The sequence below is a fragment of the Bradyrhizobium sp. URHD0069 genome (genome assembly GCF_000701345.1).
Lineage (GTDB): Bacteria > Pseudomonadota > Alphaproteobacteria > Rhizobiales > Xanthobacteraceae > Bradyrhizobium.
This window is the reverse complement of sequence record NZ_JNIJ01000009.1, coordinates 186,249-208,583: the sequence shown is the minus strand read 5'-3', so window position 1 is coordinate 208,583 and position 22,335 is coordinate 186,249. Positions and strand designations below refer to the sequence as shown.

Genomic DNA, 22,335 nt, shown 5'->3' with positions numbered 1-22,335 from the left:
GGTTGCCATGTCAGCAATCAGCGAACCACCCGCTTCAGTTTCCTCCCACGCCGGCGCTCCAACAGAGTCTGTCCCTATCCCCAAGGATGCGCTGATCATCGTCCCGGTTCGCAATACCGTGCTGTTTCCGGGGGTTGTGGCTCCCATTACCGTAGCGCGGCCGAAATCGATCGCCGCAGCACAACAGGCGTTGCGCGAGCAACGCTCGATCGGGATTTTGCTGCAGCGAAACGCCGAGGTGGAGGATCCGGGTCGCGACGACCTTTATCGGATTTGTACCATCGCCAACATCGTGCGTTACATTACCGGCCCGGATGAAACGCATCACATCATCTGCCAGGGCGTTCAGCGCGCCCGCGTTCTCGACTACCTTCCCGGCACGCCATTTCTAGCGGCTCGGGTTCTGCATATTCCGGAGCCCACGACAAGTTCGCCCGAGATCGAGGCGCGATTCCTGAATTTGCGGAGACAGGCTATCGAGGCGATTCAATTGCTTCCTCAGACGCCGCCGGAGCTCATTGCCGCGTTTGAGGCAACCACTTCGCCAGCGGCTCTTGCCGATCTCGCGACGTCCTATATGGACATCAAGCCGCAGGAGAAGCAGGAGATCTTAGAGACAATCGACCTCTCATTAAGAATGGAGAAGGTGTCGGCTCATCTGGCGGAGCGGCTGGAAGTTCTTCGGCTGACAAATGAGATCGGCCAGAAGACCAGAGCCGCATTCGATGAGCGCCAGCGCGAAGCAATCCTTCGCGAGCAGATGGCGACCATTCAGCGCCAGTTGGGAGAGGGCGACGGAAAGGCGCAGGAGGTCGCGGAGCTGAATGAGGCTATTGCAAAGGCCCAGATGCCGCCTGAGGCGGAAAGCCAGGCGCGCAAGGAAGTGCGTCGCTACGAGCGAATGCCGGAGGCGGCTGCCGAAGCAGGCATGGTCCGCAGCTACCTCGATTGGTTGATCGATCTGCCTTGGAGTCTGCCGCCCGAAAAAACCATCGATATCCCGGAGGCGCGCCGCATTCTCGACGAAGATCATTTCGGCCTGGAGAAGATCAAAAGCCGGATTGTCGAATATCTGGCCGTGCGAAAATTAGCGCCACAGGGCAAAGCACCGATCCTCTGCTTCGTTGGCCCGCCCGGCGTCGGCAAGACGTCGCTCGGGCAGTCCATCGCGCGCGCGATGGATCGGCCATTTGTCCGCGTCAGCCTGGGCGGCGTTCATGATGAGGCAGAGATCCGAGGCCACCGGCGGACCTATATCGGCGCGCTGCCCGGCAACATCATTCAGGCCATCAAGAAAGCGGGATCGCGCAATTGCGTCATGATGTTCGACGAGATCGACAAGATGGGACGCGGCATTCAGGGCGATCCGTCGGCCGCGATGCTGGAAGTCCTCGATCCGGAGCAGAACTCGACGTTTCGCGACAACTACCTCGGAGTGCCATTCGATCTTTCGCACGTCGTATTCATCGCAACCGCCAACATGCTGGACACGGTTCCTGGACCATTGCAGGACCGCATGGAGATCATAAGCCTGCCGGGTTACACGGAGGATGAAAAGCTTGAGATTGCGCGGCGTTATCTGGTTCGCCGTCAGCTTGAGGCAAACGGTTTGAAACCGGAGCAGGCCGAGATTGAGGTCGAAGCGCTCAGACTCATCATCAGGGGCTACACCCGCGAAGCTGGCGTGCGTTCCCTTGAGCGGGAAATTGGCAGGGCATTGCGTCGTGCTGCCGTGCAGATCGCCGAAGGCAGCTCGAACAAGGTTACCCTCACCGTAAAGGACCTCACCGCCGTTCTCGGCCCGCCGCGTTTCGAAGGTGAGATCGCCATGCGCACCAGTGTTCCTGGTGTCGCGACCGGACTGGCGTGGACGCCGGTCGGCGGCGACATTCTCTTTATCGAGGCGACCCGCGTCCCCGGAAAAGGAGCATTGATCCTTACCGGTCAACTCGGCGACGTGATGCGTGAGAGCGCACAGGCGGCGCTGACGCTGGCGAAAAGTCGCGCCTCGCAACTCGGAATCGAGCCCTCGCTATTCGAAAAGAGCGACATCCACGTCCATGTTCCCGCCGGCGCCACGCCGAAAGACGGCCCGAGCGCGGGCGTCGCGATGTTCACGGCGCTTGCCTCCCTGCTCACCAACCGCACGGTGAGAAGCGACACAGCGATGACCGGCGAAATATCACTGCGGGGTCTCGTGCTGCCCGTCGGCGGCATCAAGGAAAAAGTCGTCGCCGCCGCCGCTGCCGGCCTCGCCAGGGTGATGCTGCCCGCACGCAACCGGCGCGACTTCGATGAAATCCCGCAAGGTGCCCGCGACAAGCTGGAATTCATCTGGCTCGATCGTGTTGACGACGCGATTGCCGAAGCCCTGGAAGATGGCAGACACGCGGACGTGGCCGCCAAGTGACAGCGTGATCCCGCGGCTCGCGGGCGGCTCCTTCTGTCTTGGTAAACCAGAGGTTAAGCGGAACACGACGTCGCTCCGATGGAGGACGCAGAAAGCGCCGGTTTTCCAGCAAAATCGCCGATCACGATCGGCCGGCGGGCCTCAGCAAAGTGCAATTCTGGCAAGGATACCGCGGATTTGAAAGATCAGGACTCCCCCTGGTTTAACCGTTTCTCCAGCCACCCTACTGCATAGTGATGATCCAATTGGTGACATGCCGGGTTCAACTACTGTGACATCGTTCGGACGTGTTATTTCGGTGCGCGGCTCCCTCGCCCGGGTCGGACTGCTGGCGGCGAGCCAGTTGAGTCTCTCGGAGGTGCGCGCAACCGTCGGCCGGTTCGTCAGCATCCGCTGCGGAAGTTCCACCATCGTCGCCATGATCACCGAAGTATCATGCGAGAATTTGCCGACGTCCGATCTCTACTTTGCCAGCGCCTCGGTGGATCTGCTCGGCGAGATCCTCGGCGGACCGGAGCGCCCAAAGTTTCAGCGCGGCGTCACCAACTATCCAACAATCGGCGATGCCGTCGACCTGATTACCAACCAGGATCTTCGCACGGTCTATGCACCCGTCGGGTCGGACCAGATCAATGTCGGCACCCTGCAGCAGGATCCCTCCGTCACCGCCTATGTCGATGTCGAGGAGATGCTATCCAAGCACTTCGCGATACTTGGTTCTACCGGCGTCGGCAAATCGACCGGCGTGTCGCTGCTGCTCAACGAAATTCTCAACGCACGGCCGAGTTTGCGGATTTTCCTGCTCGACGTTCACAACGAATACGGCCGCTGTTTCGGCGAACGCGCACTGGTTCTCAATCCGCGCAATCTGAAGCTGCCGTTCTGGCTGTTTAATTTCGAAGAAGTCGTCGATGTGCTGTTCGCGGGCCGGCCCGGGGTGCCCGAGGAACTCGACATCCTTGCCGAAGTCATTCCGGCGGCCAAGGGAATCTATACGCAGTACCAGAACGCCGACCGGGTTGGCTTGAAGCGCATCGATCCAAAGGCGGGCGGCTATACCGTCGATACGCCGGTTCCCTATCGCCTGGTCGATTTGATTTCGCTGATCGACGAACGCATGGGCAAGCTCGAGAACCGCTCATCGCGCATCATCTATCACAAGCTGAGTTCACGCGTCGAGACCGTGCGCAACGATCCGCGTTACACCTTCATGTTCGACAACGCCAATGTCGGCGGCGACACCATGGCGGAGGTCATCAGCCATCTGTTCCGGCTGCCGGCCAATGGCAGGCCGATGACCATCATGCAGCTGGCCGGCTTCCCCGTCGAGGTCGTCGATTCCGTCGTGTCCGTGCTGTGCCGTATGGCGTTCGACTTCGGGCTGTGGAGCGACGGCGTCTCGCCGCTACTGTTCGTCTGCGAAGAGGCGCATCGCTACGCCTCCGCCGACCGCAGCATCGGTTTCGGGCCGACGCGCAAGGCCGTCTCGCGCATCGCGAAGGAAGGCCGCAAATATGGCGTCTATCTCGGCCTCATCACGCAGCGCCCCGCCGAGCTCGATGCCACCATCATTTCCCAGTGCAACACACTGTTCGCGATGCGCCTTGCCAACGATCGCGACCAGGCGCTGTTGCGCTCGGCGGTCTCGGATGCCGCGGCCAACCTCTTGTCATTCGTCCCCTCGCTTGGAACCCGCGAAGTGCTGGCTTTCGGGGAAGGCGTGGCACTTCCCACCCGGCTGCGCTTCAAGGAAGTGCCGGTGCATCAATTGCCGCGCGGCGAAGCCACGATTTCAACGGTGCCGTCGGTCGCCGCCGGCCACGACATGCACTTCGTCGGCGCGGTGCTCGAGCGCTGGCGCGGAGCCACCTCGCATCGCGACGTTGCCAACGATCCCGGTGCCAACGAACGCCCCGCCGCGCGTACAATGTCGGTCGAAGCGCCGATGTTGCAGCCGTCGATGGGCCTCGATCCCGACCGGTTTTCGCTGCTGAAAAAGCCACTGCGCTGACGGTTCAAGTCACGGGCACCTTACGCGGGCGCGCTTTGCGCAAATGCGGCCATCGACTATGGTCTCGGGTCACCGCATCACGCGGCCCGACCCGGAACCTCATCTATGACGCAGCCGACCGCCAAGCGCTTTCCGACGCCCACCCTCGACAAGCTGCCGGACGATATCCGCACCCGCCTGCTCGCGGTGCAGGAGAAATCCGGTTTCGTACCGAATGTCTTCCTGACGCTGGCCTATCGCCCCGACGAATTTCGCGCGTTCTTTGCCTATCACGATGCCCTGATGGAGAAGGACGGCGGCCTGACCAAGGCCGAGCGCGAGATGATCGTGGTTGCGACCAGCAGCGCCAACCAATGCCAGTATTGCGTGATTGCGCATGGCGCGATCCTGCGCATCCGCGCGAAGAATCCGCAGATAGCCGACCAGATCGCCGTCAATTACCGCAAAGCCGATATCACGCAGCGCCAAAGAGCCATGCTCGATTTCGCCATGAAGGTGAGCACCGAGGCGCACACAATTTCCGAGCAGGATTTCACTGAAATTGCCGGCCACGGTTTCAGTGACGATGACATCTGGGATATCGCCGCGATTTCGGCGTTCTTTGCTCTGTCGAACCGGATGGCGAACGTCACCGGCATGCGCCCGAACGACGAATTCTATATGATGGGGCGTCTGCCGAAGTAAGGCGCTCTCAGGCAGAGGAGGAAATCGTTTTGCTTGATTGGCCCGAGATCGTGCTGCGTCTTGGCGTCGCCACATTCGCGGGTGGCCTGATCGGCCTTAATCGCGATCTTCAAGGCAAGCCGATTGGCCTGCGGACGCTTGGTGTCGTGGGTGTTGCCACGGCCATGGTCGTGATGCTGGCGGATCTATCCGGGGACCCTGCGAAAATTTCCGACGCTACCAGCCGGGTCATTCAGGGAGTTCTTACCGGCATCGGCTTTCTTGGCGCCGGCGTCATCGTCCGCGCAGAACATGATTTTCGAGTTCGTGGACTCACTAGCGCCGCTTGTACCTGGTTCGCGGCTTGCGTCGGTATCGCCTGCGGCGTCGGGCAATGGCGGATCGTCGTGGTCGCCCTCGCGATCACGTTCACGCTTCTCATCGCAGGCGGCCGGGTCGAGCGCTGGCTGCATCGCACGCTCGGCGGTAAGGACGATCCGGCGCAGAACGCCTCCACTTCTGTTTCGCCGGTGGATACGCCGCCGACCTAGTGTGACGCTCCAAGGGTGCGACCTACAGATTCAATACTACGGTCGCCGCTAATCGTCCGACAAGGGTCCGCACCAGCCGGGCAAATAGACCGCGTCTTTGCTTTTCGCCAGAGCCATTGCTTTCTCAGTGGCCTTCTCGAAATCAATTTCCACACTCTTGCGCGAAATTTTCCTGCGCAGGAAATCGGCCCACAGGAATTCGCTGAACGGAGTTGTATCCTTCGCAAAGCCGCCGACGCGTCGCAATTCGCCTGCCAGACTGCGGAAGGGATCGTCCTTGAGGTCCACCACCGATTTGGGAACGTCCCTGAAGCGTCGGCGTTCGCCCTTGGCGTCATACGGATAGATCCACCTGCGATTATCGAGCACGCCCCAGAACGCGTCACGATCGACCATGGTGAGGTCGGCGATGATGCTGACCAGAATATCCTTCACGCCTTCATCGTGGAGCGCGCGCGCCAAGTGATGATGATCGACGATATAGTGGCGCCTGTCCGGTCCCAGAACCACGGGGATCATATGTTTGCCCAGAAGCTCGGCCTGCTTTTTCTTCGACCTTTGTTCCCTCCAGCGCTTGCGTTTCTCCTTAACCTCTCTCATCCCGACGGTTATCTGGGTCGGATGTAGCGAGAGGATTGGAATCGGGTGAAGGATCGGTTCGCGCGTATTCGCCATGAGTTGAAACCCTTTATCTGACAGCCAAAATCCCTCGGAATTGGTCCGGTTACGCCATGACGGCGTAGGCGACCAAATGCCTTCGCCCCAGCGCTTTAGATAAATAGCCAAAAGCCAGAACGAACGAAGAGGCAGGGCCGACATCAGCCTCACGGCATAGGGCTCTCACGAAAGTTTTACGATCACCGGACATTCGTTTTGGGCACCGCGAGGCCGCCGATATCATCGGCAGCTCGAAAAACGGTCGGCATGGCATCGCCTGCGGCAGGTTTCATTGTGTACGGGATAGACTATCGCATCCGTGCCATACCAACATTTTCCTCGGCACGCGTCGGGAGCGTGCTAAATAATGTGGCCATATCCCGGAGCTGGCAGCAGTGAAAATCCAGCAGCCCATCGGGTCGGAAGAAGAGCACCGCGTGCTCAAGTTCCGGCCGCGCACCTTGGCCCACCCCCCGGGTCACCGGGGAGATTTAGGCGACCAGGCTTCTCAGAACGACCCTCAGCAGGAGCCGAATGATCTGTCACGCTACGAGCGAGACCGGAATGAACCGGACGACTTTCGCCGGCGCATGCTGGCGAACGTTGCGGCCTTCGCTTTTACCGTTGCGCTGACGGCGATCGGAATTTGGCTCGCCATGAGCATCGCGGATCTGCGCAACACCCAGGATTGCGTGCTGATGGGACGGCGCGATTGCGCACGCATTTCCACGCCGCATTTCTAGCAGTTTGAGGCGAGATCGGGCCCGTTTGCCGTTTGAATCCAATTCGCCCTGCATCGCCCGCCTCCATTGAACTCAGGGCGGCGCTCCGATATACGGGCAGTCGACTCTGGATCGCGGATGGGGCATTCCGGGGCGCCGCGCCCGCCCGCCGTGCCGTCCAAGAATTTATCTCCAATATATCAAAGGCTTAGTGATGTCCTCTACATTCGATCAGGTCGCTACTATTATCGCTGAAACCTGCGACATACCGCGCGACACGATCACGCCGGAGAGCCACGCCATCGACGATCTGGGGATCGACAGCCTCGATTTTCTGGACATTGCGTTCGCGATTGACAAGGCGTTCGGGATCAAGTTGCCGCTGGAAAAATGGACCCAGGAAGTCAACGACGGCAAGGCGACAACTGAACAGTATTTCGTCCTGAAAAACCTCAGCGCGCGAATCGACGAATTGGTCGCCGCCAAGGGCGCGTAAACGCCCGTCATGAATCTCGAATATTTCCATCTCATTGACCGCATCGCCGACCTCAATGTCAGCAACCGCACCATCACGGTCGATGCACAGGTTCCCACGGCAAGTACGATCTTCGAGGGTCACTTTCCGGGGTACCCATTGATGCCGGGCGTGCTGTTGATCGAGGCGATGGCGCAGACATCGGGCTGGCTGCTGATTGCGCTGATGAAATTCGAGCGCATGCCGTTTCTGGCCGCGGTCAAGGAAGCCAAAATGCGGGGTTTCGTCACCCCCGGGGAGACCTTGAAAATCGAAGCCAGCATCGTTCACGAAGGTTCGGGCTTCGCCATCACGTCTGCAAAGGTCAGCGTCGGTGGTGAATTGAGATGCAACGCGACGATCACGTTCCGTCACGTCCCTTTCCCGAATCCGGATCTGCGCGGGTACATGGAAGCCATGGCCAAGCGCATCGGCTTTCCGGAGCAGGCCATCGCCCATGATTGAGACGAAACCTTCGAGCCCGGGATCGACGGAAGTCTGGATTACCGGCATTGGACTGGCCACCTCGCTCGGCGAGGGGCTGAATGCGAACTGGGACGCGCTCAATCAGCGACGCATCAACGTCGATGAGAAGAACTTCGCGCCATACATCGTCCATCCCTGGGCGCAGGTAAACCTCGATGCGCAGATCCCGAAGAAAGGCGACCAGCGCCAAATGGAAGCCTGGCAACGTATCGGGACATATGCCGCCGGGCTGGCGCTGGATTCGGCCGGCGTCAAGGGCAACCAGGAAATCCTCGGACGGATGGACATGATTGTCGCCGCCGGCGGTGGCGAACGCGATCTTGCGGTGGACTCCAACATTCTGAATTTGGAAGCGAGAGGTAACTCCGCTCCCGGCTTTCTCAACGAACGGCTGATGAACGATCTGCGGCCGACGCTGTTCCTGGCGCAGCTTTCGAACCTGCTCGCCGGCAACATCGCGATCGTTCACGGCGTAACCGGATCGTCGCGCACCTTCATGGGTGAGGAAGCCGCGGGCGTCGACGCGGCAAGGATCGCGCTCGCACGTATCGCCGCCGGACAGAGCGACATCGCGCTGATCGGCGGTTCGCAAAACGGCGAACGCAAGGATCTCCTGGTTCTCTATGAATTCGGCGATTTCAACCTCAAGGACAGGTTCGCCCCGGTTTGGGCCCGCCAGACAAGCGCCGGCTTCGCGCTTGGCTCTGCCGGCGCGTTTCTCGTCATCGAATCCAGGGCGCACGCGGAAGCGCGCGGCGCAAAACCCTATGCGCGTCTGACCAACGTCGTCGCCGATCTGGCGCATCGCAAACATCCGGGCGAAGTGACGGCGACGCTGGAAAAGCTGTGGTCGAAGCTCGGCAAGCTCGACGACAACGGCGCCATCATCACCGGCGCGACCGGGGCCGAACCGGTCACATCGGAAGAACGGGCATTCCTGAGCGGGCATCCGGATTTTGCGGTGCGGGCTACCGGCACGATGTTCGGTCACACCATGGAAACCCAATTTCCGCTGGGACTGGCCTTGGCAGCGCTTTCAATTTCACGCGGCGCGCTGTTTCCGCCCAACGATTCCACGGGGCTGGAGATTGAAATGTCCAAGCCGCCGTCCCAGATTGTGGTCGTCGGGGCCGGTCACTGGCGGGGCGAAGGCATGGCTCTGGTCGAAGCGATCAGGTAGGCACGGCGCTGGAGCGGCGGGGGTAACATGACAGCTACGCGCGATAAATTCGGAAGACCGGTTGTCGTCGTCACCGGCATGGGCGTCGTGACATCGCTCGGCTCCGGCAAAACCGATAATTGGACAAGACTCACCGCGGGCGAATCCGGCATTCGGACTATTACGCGCTTTCCGACCGATGGCCTGAAAACGACGATGGCTGGAACGATCGATTTCGTTCCGGTCGAGCCTTTTTCCTCGACCGATCTTTCGGAGCGCCTTGCCGATATCGCCACTGAAGAAGCCATCGCGCAATCCGCGATCGGGAGCAAAGGCGATTTTCCCGGGCCGCTGTTTCTTGCCGTCGCTCCCGTCGAGGTCGAGTGGCCGCAACGGCAGGAACTTGGGCGCGCGATCGGGCAGTCATTGCAGACGGACGTCAATTATGACGCTATCCTGCGGGTCAGCGGCGGCGGAAGATACACGCAATATCACCGGCGCTTCCTGTTCGGCTCGGTGGCGGACCATCTCGCCGAGACGTTCGGCACCAAAGGTTCGCCAATCTCGCTTTCAACCGCATGCGCATCCGGCGCCAGCGCCATCCAGCTCGGCGTCGAGGCCATTCGTCGCGGCGAGGCGGATGCCGCGCTCTGCGTTGCAACCGACGGATCGGTCAATCCGGAAGCCCTGGTCCGTTTCTCGTTGCTGTCGGCGCTATCGACCCAAAACGATCCGCCACAGGCGGCGGTGCGGCCGTTCTCGAAGAACCGCGACGGTTTCGTGATGGCGGAAGGCGCCGGGACGCTGGTACTGGAAAGCTATGAAGCAGCCACCGCGCGCGGCGCGAAAATCCTCGGCATCGTCGCCGGCTGCGGCGAACTCGCCGATTCATTTCACCGCACCCGCTCCAGTCCCGACGGCAAGCCGATCATCGGATGCGTACGCAATGCGTTGTCAGATGCCGGCGTCGTCGCCGACCAGATCGACTACATCAATGCACACGGCACCGGCACGCCGGAAAACGACAAGATGGAATATCTGGGCATCTCGACGGTGTTCGGCGAGCGCGCCAAGCAAATTCCGGTGTCATCCAACAAATCGATGGTTGGCCACACCCTCTCCGCGGCCGGCGCCGTCGAAGCCATATTTTCGCTGCTGACGCTCGAGCACCAGCGGATTCCGCCGACCATCAACTACGATGTTCCGGACCCGGCGATTCCCTTCGACGTAGTCCCGAACAAGGCGCGCGATGCCCGCGTCACCGCCGTGATGTCGAATTCGTTCGGCTTCGGCGGCCAGAACGCCACGCTGATTTTGACGCGTGAGCCGGTTTAACCGGCGCTCCTTCCAATGTCGACGATTGACGTCATCGGGCTATCAGGCGATACGCACGCGATCGGAAATCCTTCGTCCTGCCGGAGAAACGGCGTTATGCGTGCGCTCACTCTTGTCGCCGACCGTCAGCTGGTGGTCGCGGAGATACCTGCCCCGCCACCTCCAGCCGCAGGCGAAGTACAGATCCGAGTGAAGGCGGTGGCGCTCAATCACATTGATGTCTGGGGCTATCGCGGCATGGCGTTTGCGAAGCGGAAGCTGCCGCTGGTGGTCGGCGCGGAGGCCTCCGGCGAAATCGCCGCCGTCGGCGAAGGCGTCACGCGGTTCAAGCCGGGACAACCGGTCGTCATGTACGGCGCCCTCACCTGCGGCGTCTGTCGTGCCTGCGAGGAAGGCCGCGACAATCTCTGCGAAAACGTCGCGGGCATCATGGGCTTCCATGTCGACGGTTTTGCGCGCGAATATATGAACCTATCGGAACGGCTGGTGATTGCAGTGCCAGCCGGCGTCAGCGAACGCGACGCAGCCTGCGCGCCGATCGCGTTCTCGACGGTGCAACACATGCTGTTCGACAATGCAAACCTGCAAGGCGGTGAAACCGTTCTGGTGCATGCCGGGGGCTCCGGCATTGGCACCGTCGCCATCATGATGGCCAAGGCGATCGGCTGCACCGTCATCACCACGGTCGGCGATGATTCCAAGATCGACGGAGTGAAGGCACTCGGCGCCGACCACGTCATCAACTATCGCAAGGACCGCTTCGAGCACGAGACCCGCAGAATCACAAAAAAGAAGGGCGTCGACGTGGTGTTCGAGCACGTGGGTGCCGACACGTTCAACGGTTCCCTGCTTTGCTTGACGCGTGGCGGCCGGCTGGTGACCTGTGGCTCGACCTCCGGACCGACCACGACGCTCAATCTGATGCAGTTATTTCAGCAGCAATATCGCATCTTCGGGTCGTTCGGTGCGACGATGCGCAATATTGCGGAAAGCCTCGACAAGATGGCCGGCGGGATGCATCCGGTGATCGACACCGAAGTGCCGATCGAAGACGTTGCCCTTGCGCTGAAGCGCATGGAAAGCCGGCAGGTGTTCGGCAAAATCGTCGTTGGCTTCTGATGCATCCGCTGCTGCTGCGCACCAGGGCCCGACTTCGCGACGCGATCAAGCCGCTCGGCGAAGGCGCCGTCGGTGCATTGACGGTTGGAATTCTGCGCACCACCCGCTACTTCGATCCGATCAAGACCGCTAACCTGTTCGGCCGGATCGCCCGCCTGATCGGGCCAATGATGCGCGAACAACGCATCGGCCGCGCCAACTTGACCGCAGCATTCCCGGAGAAATCACCCGAGGAGATCGAGACCATTCTCACGGGCGTCTGGGACAATCTCGGTCGCGTCGGCGCTGAGTTCGCGCATCTCGATCACATCTGGGAGCATGATCCCGCGCATCCCCAAGATAGCCGCATCGAAATCCCGCCGCGCACCCATGAGTTGTTTGCGCAGCTGCAGCTCGACGGCAAGCCCGCGCTGATCTTTGCAAGCCACCTCGGCAACTGGGAGATGCCTGCGCTGGCTGCCGTCGCGCACGGGCTGGACGCAGCGATCCTCTATCGGCGGCCGAACATCGCCTCCGCCGATCGCATCATCCAGGAGATCCGCGCCGTCAAAATGGGCACGCTGATTCCGGCCGGCCGTGATGCGCCGTTCAGGCTTGCGGAAGCTTTGCAGAAGGGCCAGCACGTCGCCATGTTGGTCGACCAATATCTTACCAACGGCGTTGAGGTGACGTTCTTCGGCCGCAAAACCAAAGCCAATCCCATGCTGGCCCGATTGCTGCGGCAGGTGGAGTGTCCAATTCACGGTGCCCGAATTATCCGCCTGCCCGGCCATCGTTTTCGCGCTGAAATATCTGAGGAGGTAAAACCGGTGCGTGATGCCACGGGCCAAATCGACATTCAGGGCACGATGCAGGCGATTACCTCGGTGATCGAGGGCTGGATTCGCGAATACCCGGATCAATGGCTGTGGCTGCATCGCCGCTGGCGATGAGCCCTAGCCTATCATTTCGTCGCGGGGAGCGTCAGCGACGAAGCAACCCAGTTATTTTCATCGTTCGCGATTTCTGGATGGCTTCGCGGAGCCTGTCATCGGGCGCGCATTCGCGCGACCCGTTGGCTCGCAATGACGGCGTCACCGTCCCGTCTTCACCCGCGTCCAGAGCCGGTTGATGATCCGCTGTGTGGCCGGGTCGTGCGCGGTGATCACGAACAGCTTCTGCAGTGTCGCCTCATCCGGGTAGATGTTTTTGTCGTTGAGGATTTTCGGATCGACCAGCTTCTGGCTTGCCAAATTGCCGTTGGCGTAGGACAGAAATTCGGAATTCTTTGCCGCGACCTCGGGCCGATAAAGGTAATTGATCAGCTCGTAGGCCTCCGCGACGTTCTTCGCATCGGCCGGAATCGCAAGATTGTCGAAAAACATCTGCGCGCCTTCTTTCGGGATCGCATAGCCGATCTCGACGTTGTTTTTGGCCTCCGCCGCGCGGCTTCGCGCCTGCATGATGTCGCCCGACCACCCCACCACGAAGCAAATCTCGCCGGTCGCCAATGCGCTCAGGTATTCCGACGAATGAAACTTGCGGACATAGGGTCTGATTTTCACGACGAGATCGGCAGCCTTTTCCAGGTCCGCCTGTTTGGTCGAATTCGGTTCGAGCCCGAGATAGCTCAATGCCGCCGGAAAAATATCGTCGGCGGAATCCAGCATGTGAATGCCGCAATCTTTGAATTTGGCCAGGTTCTCCGGCTTGAAGACGATATCCCAGCTGTCGATCCTGGCATCTCCGCCGAGAACTTTTTGCACCGTCTTGACGTTGTAGCCTATGCCGGTCGTGCCCCACATATAATTGGCGCCGTACTGATTGCCGGGATCATAGGTGGCCAGCCGCTCGGTGACTGCCGGCCAGGCGTTGGCGAGGTTGGGCAGCTTCGACTTATCGAGCTTCTGGAAAACACGCGCCGCGATTTGACGCTGCAGGAAATAACCGGTGGGAACGACAACATCATAGCCGGACTTCCCGGCCAGCAATCGTGTCTCCAGCGTCTCGTTGGCGTCAAACGTGTCGTAGACGACCTTGATGCCGGTCTGCTTGGTGAAGTCTTCGAGCACGCCCGGCGCGATGTAGTTGGACCAGTTGTAGAAATTGACGGTGCGCTCCTCCGCATGCGCGGGCAGCGAAAGCCATGCCAATATCGCAGCGATCGCGGCAACGAATCGAATTTGCATGCAAGTCTCGCCGTGCATCATCTCAACCTTTATCGGCGGTGCACCGCGTCCGACAGGCGCTCCAGCGCGGTGTCGAGGGTGGCATCTTTCTTGGCGAAGCAAAAACGCACGACCGATGTCACCGGATCCTTTTCGTAGAAGGCCGACACCGGGATGGCCGCGACCTTGTAGTCAGTCACAATGCGCTTGCAGAACGCCTCGTCGGTTTCGTTGAGGCCGAGCGGCGAAAGATCGACTGTGAGGAAATAGGTGCCTTGTGAGCGAAGAACCGGGAAGCCGATCTTCTCCAATCCCTCGGTGAGACGGTCGCGGCTTCGCGCTAGCTGCTTGCGCATGTCGAAAAAATAATCCTCGGGCTTGCCGAGCCCGTAGGCGACCGCGACCTGAAGATTGGGCGCGGTGGTGAAGGTCAAAAACTGGTGTACCTTCGCAGCGACCCGCAACAGCGGCGGCGCGGCGCAAACAAAGCCGATCTTCCAGCCGGTTAGCGAAAAAATCTTGCCAGCGGAGCCGACCTTGATGGTGCGTTCGCGCATTCCCGGAATGGCAATCAGCGGAATGTGCTTCCGGCCGTCGAAGATCACATGCTCCCAGACCTCGTCGCAGATCGCGATCGTATCGAACTCCTGACAGAAGCGCGCCAGCAGCTCAAGGTCCTCGCGCGGATAGACCACGGCGGCAGGATTGAGCGGATTGTTGAAGAGGACGGCCTTGGTCTTGTGATTGAAGACACTTTGCAGCGCCTCCTCCGTCAGCCGCCAATACGGCGGTTCGAGGCGCACCAGGCGCGGGATGCCGCCGGCCTGGCGGATGATCGGCAGGTAGGAGTCGTATACCGGCTGGAAAACAATGACCTCGTCGCCAGGTTCGACCACGGCAAGAATCGCGCTTGTCAGCGCTTCGGTGCCGCCTGAGGTCACCATCACCTCACTCGTGGGATCGAGCACGAGGCCGTGCCAGCGCCCGTAATGGGCCGAGATCGCCTGGCGCAATTCCGGAATACCCATCATCGACGGGTATTGGTTGTAGCCGTCCATGACCGCATCCGCCGCCGCGCGGCGAATGTCCTCCGGGCCGGGATCGTCAGGGAAGCCCTGGCCAAGATTGATGGCGTTGTTGTCGCGCGCGAGTTGCGACATCGCCTCGAAGACCGTGACGGGAAGGTCCGCAAAGACCTTGTTCATGGAAGTCATGGAACGGTCAGCCGCCGCTCTTGGTCGGCAATCCCGCGGCCTTCCAGGCCAGCATGCCGCCCGCAAGATGCTTGTCGTAGGCCAAGCCGGCGGCTTGGGCGGCCAGCGATGCCGTCACCGACCTTTTCCCGGAGCGGCAGGCAAAAACCACCTGCTTGCCGTGGGGGTCTGGAATTTCCTTCGGGTCGAAACTCGAAAGCGGAACGACGACCGCCCCCGGATAGGCTTCGACAGCCACCTCGTTCGGCTCGCGGACGTCGACAAGAAGAAAGCCGCCCTCCGCCATCCCCTTCGATACGTCTTCCGGCGTCAAATCGTGAACCTGGTCCGCCACTCACATCCTCCAACGATCCATTGTTACGAGCGAATTCAGCGAATTACGGATACCGATTGCTCGCCTTCAGCGCCAACCTCGCCTCTCACGCGACGAAAATCAAGCGCCAGAAGCCGATTAGCGAAACACCTGAAGATTTTAGATGGTCACCTGCGTTCCCACCTCGACCACCCGTCCGCTCGGAATTTGAAAATAGTCGGTCGCATCGTTGGCGGTGCGGCTGAGCGATATGAAAAGGTGATCCTGCCAACGCGGCATCCCGGAATGGGCGGCGGGTTTGAGCGCACGCCGCGACAGGAAGAACGACGTCGACATGATATCGAATTGCCAACCGAGCTTACGCGCGATCGCCAGCGCTTTCGGTACGTTAGGCGACTCCATGAATCCGAACCGCAGCGTGACCTTGGAGAAGGTCTCGCTGATCTGTTCCAGTCTTACCCGCTCGGACAGGTCGATCCGCGGCGTTCGCGCGATCTCAATGGTAAGGATGACATTTTTCTCGTGCAGCACTTTGTAGTGCTTCAGACTGTGCAGCAGCGCGGTCGGTGCGCTGACGGGATCGCTGGTCAGGAATACGGCGGTGCCGGAAACCCGCTGCGGGGGCCGCTTCTCCAGCATCGCCACCAGATCGGCTAGCGGAAACTCCAGCTTGCGGGATTTCTCAAACAACAGCCGGCTGCCCCGCCGCCAGGTGTACATCAGCAGCATTACGACGGCCCCGAGGGCCAGCGGCACCCAACCGCCCTCGAATACTTTCAAAAGGTTCGCCGCGAGAAACGTCAGATCGAGAAACAGAAATGGAGCAATCAGCGCCGCCGCCGCGAGTGGCGACCATCTCCAGACTTTCCAGATGACGACAAAGCCCATCATCGCCGTGACCACCATGGTCCCGGTCACGGAAATGCCGTAGGCCGACGCCAGCGCACTCGACGAGCGGAACATCAATACCAGCAGCATCACGCTGATCAGCAGCAGCATGTTGATCCGCGGGATATAGATCTGGCCTGAATGGGCCTCCGACGTGTGGCGGATCTCAAATCTCGGCAGCAGACCGAGCTGAATGGCTTGGCGCGTCAAGGAATAGGCGCCGGTGATCACGGCCTGGCTCGCAATCACGGTCGCTGCCGTGGCGAGGCCGACCATCGGTATCAGTGCCCAATCCGGAAACATCAGGAAGAACGGGTTCTCTATCGCTTTCGGATCGGCGATCAGCAGTGCGCCCTGCCCCAGATAGTTCAGCGCCAGCGACGGCAGTACCATGGCAAGCCAGGCGGTCTGGATAGGTCGTTTTCCAAAATGCCCGAGGTCGGCATATAGCGCTTCAGCTCCGGTGACTGCGAGAAACACGGCGCCGAGCGTCACGAACCCGATGATGCCGTGATGGATCATGAACGAGACGGCATAAAAGGGATTTAGCGCAAGCAGGACTTCGGGCTGTCGCATGATCGGGGGAACCGCCGCGATCGCGATGACGGCGAACCAGATACACATTACCGGCCCGAAGAAAGCGGCGACGCGCGCCGTGCCGCGCGACTGCACCGCGAACAGCGCCAGCAAAATGATCACCGTCAGCGGCACGACATACGGGTCGAACGCCACGGTGACGAGTTTGATACCTTCGATGGCGGAAAGCACCGACAGCGCCGGCGTGAGCACCGCGTCACCATAAAACAGCGCGCCGCTGATGATTCCAAGCAATACGATTGCGCCGGCGCGATGGCCGACCGCGCGTTGCGCAAGCGCCATCAGCGCCAGCGTTCCGCCCTCGCCGTTGTTATCCGCGCGCAGCAGAATGAGGACGTATTTCAGCGTCACCACGATGATCAGCGCCCACAGGATCAGGGACAAAACGCCGAGCACAGCCTGCGGATTGACGCTGCCTGCGTGCCCGCTGGCCGCCACGACGGCTTCGCGCAATGCGTAAAGCGGACTGGTGCCGATGTCGCCGTAGACGACACCGATGCTGCCGAGCATGAGAGCCTTGAATCCCGCAGTGGAATGGGCTTCGCCATGCCCATTGGCCGCCGGCGTTTCCGCGGCGGGCGTCACGACATCGCTGATCATGGGAGTGGCCTCAAAAATGCTTCACGGGACAATGGCGAAGCGAAGCGCATATAGCCCCGCGTGTGGGGCATAGCCTAGTCCGGTTTGGATGCCAAGCCATGCAGAAATGCATAAATCCTTAGATGGTGACCTGAGTTCCGACTTCGACAACACGCCCGGTTGGAATCTGGAAATAGTCGGTGGCGTCGTTCGCCGAGCGGCTCAGCGCGATGAACAGGTGATCCTGCCACTTCGGCATTCCAGACTGCGCGGACGGCTTCAGCGCGCGCCGCGACACGAAGAACGATGTCGCCATGATGTCGAACTGCCAGCCGAGCTTCCGTGCGATCACCAGCGCCTTCGGCACGTTCGGAGATTCCATGAAACCGAAGCGCAGCCGGACGGTGGAAAATTTATCGCTGATACTTTCCATCCGGACGCGCTCGGCTACGTCGACGCGCGGAGTCTGCGCGGTTTCGATGGTCAGGATCACATTGTGCTCGTGAAGCACCTTGTTGTGCTTGAGATTGTGCAGCAGCGCCGTCGGTACGAAACTCGGGTCGCTGGTCAGAAAAACCGCCGTGCCCCTCACGATGTGAGGCGGCCGCTTTTCCAGGCTCTTGATCAGATCCGCAAGAGGAACTTCAATCCGCCGCGTCTTGACAGTCAGGATCGCGACACCCCGGCGCCAGGTCCAGATCGTGATCGCCATGACAAGGCCGAACAGCAGCGGCACCCATGCGCCTTCGAGCAGTTTCAAGAGATTGGCGCTGAGGAAGGTCATGTCGACCACAACGAACGGCACAATCACCGCCGCGACGGTAGCTGCGCGCCAATTCCACAATTTCCAGATCACGACGAAGCCCATGATGCCGTCGACGACCATGGTGGTAGAAACGGCAATGCCGTAGGCCGAGGCTAACCCGCTTGAGGTGCGGAACAACAGCACCAGCAGCAATACGCCGATCAGCAACAGCCTGTTCACACGCGGCAGATAAATCTGGCCTGCATGCGTTTCAGAGGTGTAGCGGACCTCGAAGCGCGGCAGCAGGCCGAGCTGCACCGCCTGACGCATCAGCGAATACGCCCCCGTGATCACCGCCTGGCTCGCGATCACGGTCGCCGCGGTCGCCAGGACGACCAGGGGCAGCACCAGCATCTCCGGAACCATCCGATAGAACGGGTTTTCAATCGCCGCAGGATTGGCAAGCACCAGCGCACCCTGACCGAAGTAGTTGATCAGAAGCGCTGGCAACACGAAATAAAACCATCCGGCCTGGATCGGCTTGCGTCCGAAATGACCCAAATCCGCATAGAGCGCCTCGCCGCCGGTCACGACGAGAAATACCGCTCCCAACGTCACCAATCCGATCGTTCCGTGGGAGAGCAGAAATTGAATCCCGTACCAGGGATTGATCGCGGCCAGCACCGACGGATCATCGCTGATATGGACAAGGCCCATCACCGCGATCGTGGCGAACCAGACCACCATGACCGGCCCGAAGGCCGATGCGACGCGAGCCGTGCCGCCGCTCTGGACCGAGAACAGCACGACCAGGATCAAAACCGTCAGCGGCACCACATAGTGTTCAAGCGCCGGCGCCACGAGCTTGAGACCTTCGACCGCGGACAGCACCGAAATCGCCGGCGTGATCATGGAATCGCCGATGAACATCGAAGCGCCGATGACGCCCAGCGCCAGCAATGGCCAGCTTCTCCGGCCCAATGCACGCTGACCGAGCGCCATCAGCGAAAGCGTACCGCCCTCGCCGTTATTGTCGGCGCGCAGCAACAGCAGAACATATTTTGCGGTGACGACAATAAAGAGCGCCCAAAGGATGAGCGACAAAACACCGAGCACGATGACCCGCGATACCGGTTGGCCTTCCGCTGCCCGGGCGACAGCCTCGCGAAACGCATACAGCGGGGAGGTTCCGATGTCGCCAAAGACCACGCCGATACTTCCCAGCGTCAGCGCCCAGAAGCCAGTCGTAACCGGCCCCTCATGGGCTTCGGATGATGTGACGCTGGCAGTCATGATGATGGAAGAACGCTTTGTCGGTTGCTTTGATCCGGACCGGCTATCGACGCTTTCCTGGAAGCCATGTCAATCGATCGAAATAGCACCGATGACGATGCAGGGCTTGCGCGCAAAGCGATGACGTATGAATGGTAATATAGTAGTACGACAGAATTACGGCTTGAGGCCGGGCGGCAGCGGCGGATCTTCACGCATCAGCGTGATGGTCACGCGTCGGTTCGATGACAGTGAGGGATCGTCGGGAAACAGCGGCTGGCTGTCGGCTTTTCCGGAAACCGCAAAAATGTGGGCTGGCGGCAGGCCTTCTCTTTCGAGAATCTGGCGTACTGCGTTAGCCCGATCCGCCGAAAGATCGAAAGCGCCGTAGTCGCTTCGTGTCGGGATCAAGCCTGCCGCGGTGTGACCGACGATCGAGATCCGCAGCGGCGTCGCCTTCAGCGGAGCCGCAAGTTTCTGAATGAGCCGGCGTGTGCGATCGTACGGAACCTTCGAGCCATCGGGGAACATCGAACGGCCATCCTGGTCGACGATTTCCAGGTTAAAGCCCGCTTTAGTTTCCTCAAACATGATGTGCTTTGAAATTTCGGTCAGTTCCGGCATGTCCTGCAAGGCCTGCCGCAACGACGCCGAGGCGAGCGCGAATTCACGATCGATTTTCAGGCGGGCGCCGGCAGCGAGGCTCCGCTCCTGCTGATCCGGGGTTGGCGTATTGGATGCTTCCTCCGGCGGAATGTGCGCCGCGTTCTTCAGCTTCGGTCTTGTCGGCAGGCCATCGGATTCGATGACGCCGGTATAACGCCCTTGAGTTACGCCGAACGCCTCCCGCATCGAGCCTGCGACGATCTTCATCTTTTGCTGGTCCTGATTGGAAAAGGCGACCAGCATCACGAAGAAGCTCATCATCAAGCCCATGAGGTCGGCGAAGGTTACGAACCAGCCGTGCCCTCCGGCATGTCCAGCGCCGCGTTTTTTCTTGGCCATCGCTTGTTTCCCGGACCGACGTGACCAGCCCGATCAGGCCGGTACCGGCTCGCCTTCTTCCTGGCGGTGTTTTTCCGGCAAGTAGGCCAGCAACATTTCCCGAACCAGCGTCGGGCTTTTGGAATCCCGGATCATCAGAATGCCGTCGATGATCAGGGTGCGATTGGTTTCCTCATCGAGTAGTTTGCCATGCAGCTTGTCGGCGATCGGCAGGCAGAACAGGTTGGCGATCAGCGCGCCGTAAAGCGTCGCCAGCAGCGCGGTCGCCATGAACGGACCGAGTTTCGAAGGGTCGGTCATGTTGGCAAACATCTGCACCATGCCGATCAAGGTGCCGATCATGCCGAACGCCGGCGCGCAGTCGCCGATGGCGCGGTAGATTTTCCCGCCTTCATCGAGATGCATCAGGAAGTTATCGCGGTCCCGTTCGAGATTGTCGCGAATGAATTCGAGATCGTAGCCGTCGGCGACGTAACGAATTCCCTTGGCGAGGAACGGTTCGTCGGTCTCGACCTTTTCCAGGCCGACCGGTCCCTGCTTGCGCGAAATCTCCGCGATGCGGGCAAGTTCGTCGACCAGATCACGCGCGGACAGCCGGCTCAGCGTGAAAGCAAATTTCGCACCGAGCGGCAGTCCGTGCAAAATGGCGCTGAGCGGAAAGCGGATCATGGTGGCGGCGATCGATCCGCCGAAAATGATGATCATCGCATGTTCGCTGATGAACATGTGCAGGTCGCCACCCATGAAAATCATCATCAACACGACAATGATGCCGAACACGAGCCCAATGCCCGTCATGATATCCATGGGAAACTCCAACGCGTACGCGAACGACCGGCCATCCTGGACGGTGGCGCGGCCCATTCCGGACCGCGCAATAGGACCCTACGTCCCTCGCCATTAAAGACGCGTTACCGAATTTGGTAGGCATAACAATTGGTTAACAAAAGACTAGGGCCCCGTTTCGATCGAATCGAAACGGGCTCTGGATTCTTGATTTGACGCGTTTTCTTGACGCGAGCCGGGCACCGCTTCGCTTGAAAACGCTCTAGATTAGTCGGAAAGACCATGTACGCGGGTCGGGCGGATGTTCGACGGTGTCAGGCGGCGGTCAAGCCCGTGAGTTGAAGGCTTAGAGCGCGCAAGCGGTTGCGGGCAGCCTCATCATAGGCCTGCGGATTGGCTTGGGATTGCTGCATGCCGTTGAAGAATAGCCCGGTCTTGCCCGCCACATCGTCGCCAACCGCAAGATGCAGAATAGCCTCGCCGCCCTGCTCGACCGTGCTGACGGGTGTGATGCCGCCCTCGCGCACCATGGTGGTGTTCATGTAGGTGGCGGGATGCAGCGCGTTTACCGTCACACCCGAGCCCTTGAGTTCTGCGGCAAGATCAACGGTAAACATGATCTGCGCGAGCTTGCTCTGCGCATAGGCGCGCGTGCCGTTGTAGTCTTTGGTCAGCATCACATCGTCGAAATCGATCGGATGTTGGCCGAGCGAAGCGACATTGACGATACGCGACGGCGCACTTGCCTTTAACAGGGGAAGCAGCAGGCGAGCCAGCAGAAATCCGGAGAGATAGTTCACGGCAAACCGCAGTTCATGTCCGTCTGCGCTGGTCCGCCGCTCGGTCCCGAGCGTCCGTGATCCGATCCCTGCATTGCTGATGAAGACGTCGAGCCGGTTGTGCTCGGCAGTCACCGCTTGCGCGAGCTGCCGCACATCCGCAAGCGACGACAAATCGGCCGGATAGAAGATTGGGTCGCCATGGCCTCGGGCGCGTATCTCATCGGCAAGGGTTTTAGCGCGCCGCTTGTCGCGGCCATGGATCAGGACTTTTGCACCGGCCGCGGCCAATTTGGCGGCGACGTAGCGGCCGACGCCATCGGTCGAGCCGGTGATCAATACCGTCTTGCCATCCATCTTCATTTGAAGGCACTTCCGCCCTC

At 60.4% G+C, this 22,335-nt stretch carries 20 protein-coding genes; 11 read left to right on the top strand and 9 right to left on the bottom strand.

Annotation, left to right across the window (positions count from 1 at the left end):
* Positions 1-7 precede the first annotated feature (7 nt).
* The 4 genes from lon to N554_RS0103980 all read left to right on the top strand — a co-directional run bounded on the left by lon (position 8) and on the right by N554_RS0103980 (position 5,635).
* On the top strand, positions 8-2,410 hold the full coding sequence (lon, locus tag N554_RS0103995; protein WP_029582295.1) for an endopeptidase La: 2,403 nt from the start codon (positions 8-10) through the stop codon (positions 2,408-2,410).
* Positions 2,411-2,663: 253 nt separating this feature from the next.
* Positions 2,664-4,421 (top strand): ATP-binding protein, encoded by a 1,758-nt coding sequence (locus N554_RS0103990; protein WP_029582294.1) that lies wholly within the window; start codon positions 2,664-2,666, stop codon positions 4,419-4,421.
* Positions 4,422-4,526: 105 nt separating this feature from the next.
* On the top strand, positions 4,527-5,105 hold the full coding sequence (locus N554_RS0103985; protein ID WP_029582293.1) for a peroxidase-related enzyme: 579 nt from the start codon (positions 4,527-4,529) through the stop codon (positions 5,103-5,105).
* Positions 5,106-5,128: 23 nt separating this feature from the next.
* Positions 5,129-5,635 carry an MgtC/SapB family protein gene (locus N554_RS0103980; RefSeq protein ID WP_156041763.1) on the top strand — a complete coding sequence of 169 codons (507 nt, stop codon included), beginning with the start codon at positions 5,129-5,131 and terminating at the stop codon, positions 5,633-5,635.
* Between the two features lie 48 nt (positions 5,636-5,683).
* On the opposite strand, the gene N554_RS0103975 is transcribed toward N554_RS0103980, so the two are convergent.
* Positions 5,684-6,310: a ParB-like protein gene (locus N554_RS0103975; RefSeq protein WP_029582291.1), complete on the bottom strand. Its 627-nt coding sequence runs from the start codon at positions 6,308-6,310 to the stop codon at positions 5,684-5,686.
* 377 nt (positions 6,311-6,687) lie between these two features.
* Between N554_RS0103975 and N554_RS0103965 the strand changes: the two genes are divergently transcribed.
* The 7 genes from N554_RS0103965 (at position 6,688) to N554_RS0103935 (ending at position 12,559) form a co-directional block, all read left to right on the top strand.
* Positions 6,688-7,035, top strand: coding sequence for a protein kinase family protein (locus tag N554_RS0103965; RefSeq protein ID WP_029582290.1), 348 nt, complete (start codon positions 6,688-6,690; stop codon positions 7,033-7,035).
* 193 nt (positions 7,036-7,228) lie between these two features.
* Complete coding sequence (locus tag N554_RS0103960) at positions 7,229-7,510, top strand: acyl carrier protein (RefSeq protein WP_002711294.1); 282 nt, start codon at positions 7,229-7,231, stop codon at positions 7,508-7,510.
* Positions 7,511-7,519: 9 nt separating this feature from the next.
* Positions 7,520-7,993 (top strand): 3-hydroxyacyl-ACP dehydratase FabZ family protein, encoded by a 474-nt coding sequence (locus N554_RS0103955; RefSeq protein ID WP_029582289.1) that lies wholly within the window; start codon positions 7,520-7,522, stop codon positions 7,991-7,993.
* On the top strand, positions 7,986-9,194 hold the full coding sequence (locus tag N554_RS0103950) for a beta-ketoacyl-ACP synthase (RefSeq protein ID WP_029582288.1): 1,209 nt from the start codon (positions 7,986-7,988) through the stop codon (positions 9,192-9,194). The genes N554_RS0103955 and N554_RS0103950 overlap by 8 nt, the downstream gene beginning before the upstream one ends.
* Positions 9,195-9,221: 27 nt before the next feature.
* Positions 9,222-10,508 (top strand): beta-ketoacyl-ACP synthase, encoded by a 1,287-nt coding sequence (locus N554_RS0103945; RefSeq protein ID WP_029582287.1) that lies wholly within the window; start codon positions 9,222-9,224, stop codon positions 10,506-10,508.
* A gap of 96 nt (positions 10,509-10,604) precedes the next feature.
* The gene (locus N554_RS0103940; protein WP_029582286.1) at positions 10,605-11,627 is read left to right on the top strand and encodes a zinc-binding dehydrogenase; all 1,023 of its coding nucleotides are present in this window, start codon (positions 10,605-10,607) and stop codon (positions 11,625-11,627) included.
* The gene (locus tag N554_RS0103935; protein ID WP_029582285.1) at positions 11,627-12,559 is read left to right on the top strand and encodes a lipid A biosynthesis lauroyl acyltransferase; all 933 of its coding nucleotides are present in this window, start codon (positions 11,627-11,629) and stop codon (positions 12,557-12,559) included. The genes N554_RS0103940 and N554_RS0103935 overlap by 1 nt, the downstream gene beginning before the upstream one ends.
* A 141-nt stretch (positions 12,560-12,700) precedes the next feature.
* Here the strand turns inward: N554_RS0103935 and N554_RS0103930 are convergent, their stop codons facing one another.
* The 8 genes from N554_RS0103930 to N554_RS0103890 all read right to left on the bottom strand — a co-directional run bounded on the left by N554_RS0103930 (position 12,701) and on the right by N554_RS0103890 (position 22,315).
* Positions 12,701-13,795, bottom strand: coding sequence for a polyamine ABC transporter substrate-binding protein (locus tag N554_RS0103930; protein WP_197033407.1), 1,095 nt, complete (start codon positions 13,793-13,795; stop codon positions 12,701-12,703).
* 29 nt (positions 13,796-13,824) lie between these two features.
* Complete coding sequence (locus tag N554_RS0103925; RefSeq protein ID WP_029582283.1) at positions 13,825-14,988, bottom strand: aminotransferase; 1,164 nt, start codon at positions 14,986-14,988, stop codon at positions 13,825-13,827.
* A gap of 7 nt (positions 14,989-14,995) precedes the next feature.
* Positions 14,996-15,322: a rhodanese-like domain-containing protein gene (locus N554_RS0103920; protein ID WP_029582282.1), complete on the bottom strand. Its 327-nt coding sequence runs from the start codon at positions 15,320-15,322 to the stop codon at positions 14,996-14,998.
* A 138-nt stretch (positions 15,323-15,460) separates the two neighbouring features.
* Positions 15,461-17,386 (bottom strand): potassium transporter Kup, encoded by a 1,926-nt coding sequence (locus N554_RS0103915; protein ID WP_029582281.1) that lies wholly within the window; start codon positions 17,384-17,386, stop codon positions 15,461-15,463.
* A 118-nt stretch (positions 17,387-17,504) separates the two neighbouring features.
* Entirely contained in the window at positions 17,505-19,403 is a 1,899-nt protein-coding gene (locus N554_RS0103910; RefSeq protein ID WP_029582280.1) for a potassium transporter Kup, read from the bottom strand.
* 156 nt (positions 19,404-19,559) lie between these two features.
* A complete protein-coding gene (locus N554_RS0103900; protein ID WP_029582279.1) occupies positions 19,560-20,387 on the bottom strand; it encodes a flagellar motor protein MotB in 828 nt (275 codons plus the stop codon).
* Between the two features lie 33 nt (positions 20,388-20,420).
* Positions 20,421-21,194, bottom strand: a complete 774-nt coding sequence (locus tag N554_RS0103895) for a motility protein A (RefSeq protein ID WP_029582278.1) — start codon at positions 21,192-21,194, stop codon at positions 20,421-20,423.
* A gap of 293 nt (positions 21,195-21,487) precedes the next feature.
* Entirely contained in the window at positions 21,488-22,315 is an 828-nt protein-coding gene (locus tag N554_RS0103890) for an SDR family NAD(P)-dependent oxidoreductase (protein WP_029582277.1), read from the bottom strand.
* Between the last annotated feature and the right edge of the window lie 20 nt (positions 22,316-22,335).

Coding starts and splice junctions, on each gene's coding strand:
- N554_RS0103890 (WP_029582277.1), bottom strand. CDS start 22,315: ATGAAGATGGATGGCAAGACGGTATTGATCACCGGCTCGACCGATGGC.
- N554_RS0103895 (WP_029582278.1), bottom strand. CDS start 21,194: ATGGATATCATGACGGGCATTGGGCTCGTGTTCGGCATCATTGTCGTG.
- N554_RS0103930 (WP_197033407.1), bottom strand. CDS start 13,795: ATGCAAATTCGATTCGTTGCCGCGATCGCTGCGATATTGGCATGGCTT.
- N554_RS0103975 (WP_029582291.1), bottom strand. CDS start 6,310: ATGGCGAATACGCGCGAACCGATCCTTCACCCGATTCCAATCCTCTCG.
- lon (WP_029582295.1), top strand. CDS start 8: ATGTCAGCAATCAGCGAACCACCCGCTTCAGTTTCCTCCCACGCCGGC.
- N554_RS0103915 (WP_029582281.1), bottom strand. CDS start 17,386: ATGATCAGCGATGTCGTGACGCCCGCCGCGGAAACGCCGGCGGCCAAT.
- N554_RS0103985 (WP_029582293.1), top strand. CDS start 4,527: ATGACGCAGCCGACCGCCAAGCGCTTTCCGACGCCCACCCTCGACAAG.
- N554_RS0103960 (WP_002711294.1), top strand. CDS start 7,229: ATGTCCTCTACATTCGATCAGGTCGCTACTATTATCGCTGAAACCTGC.
- N554_RS0103945 (WP_029582287.1), top strand. CDS start 9,222: ATGACAGCTACGCGCGATAAATTCGGAAGACCGGTTGTCGTCGTCACC.
- N554_RS0103990 (WP_029582294.1), top strand. CDS start 2,664: ATGCCGGGTTCAACTACTGTGACATCGTTCGGACGTGTTATTTCGGTG.
- N554_RS0103900 (WP_029582279.1), bottom strand. CDS start 20,387: ATGGCCAAGAAAAAACGCGGCGCTGGACATGCCGGAGGGCACGGCTGG.
- N554_RS0103910 (WP_029582280.1), bottom strand. CDS start 19,403: ATGACTGCCAGCGTCACATCATCCGAAGCCCATGAGGGGCCGGTTACG.
- N554_RS0103955 (WP_029582289.1), top strand. CDS start 7,520: ATGAATCTCGAATATTTCCATCTCATTGACCGCATCGCCGACCTCAAT.
- N554_RS0103940 (WP_029582286.1), top strand. CDS start 10,605: ATGCGTGCGCTCACTCTTGTCGCCGACCGTCAGCTGGTGGTCGCGGAG.
- N554_RS0103950 (WP_029582288.1), top strand. CDS start 7,986: ATGATTGAGACGAAACCTTCGAGCCCGGGATCGACGGAAGTCTGGATT.
- N554_RS0103935 (WP_029582285.1), top strand. CDS start 11,627: ATGCATCCGCTGCTGCTGCGCACCAGGGCCCGACTTCGCGACGCGATC.
- N554_RS0103925 (WP_029582283.1), bottom strand. CDS start 14,988: ATGACTTCCATGAACAAGGTCTTTGCGGACCTTCCCGTCACGGTCTTC.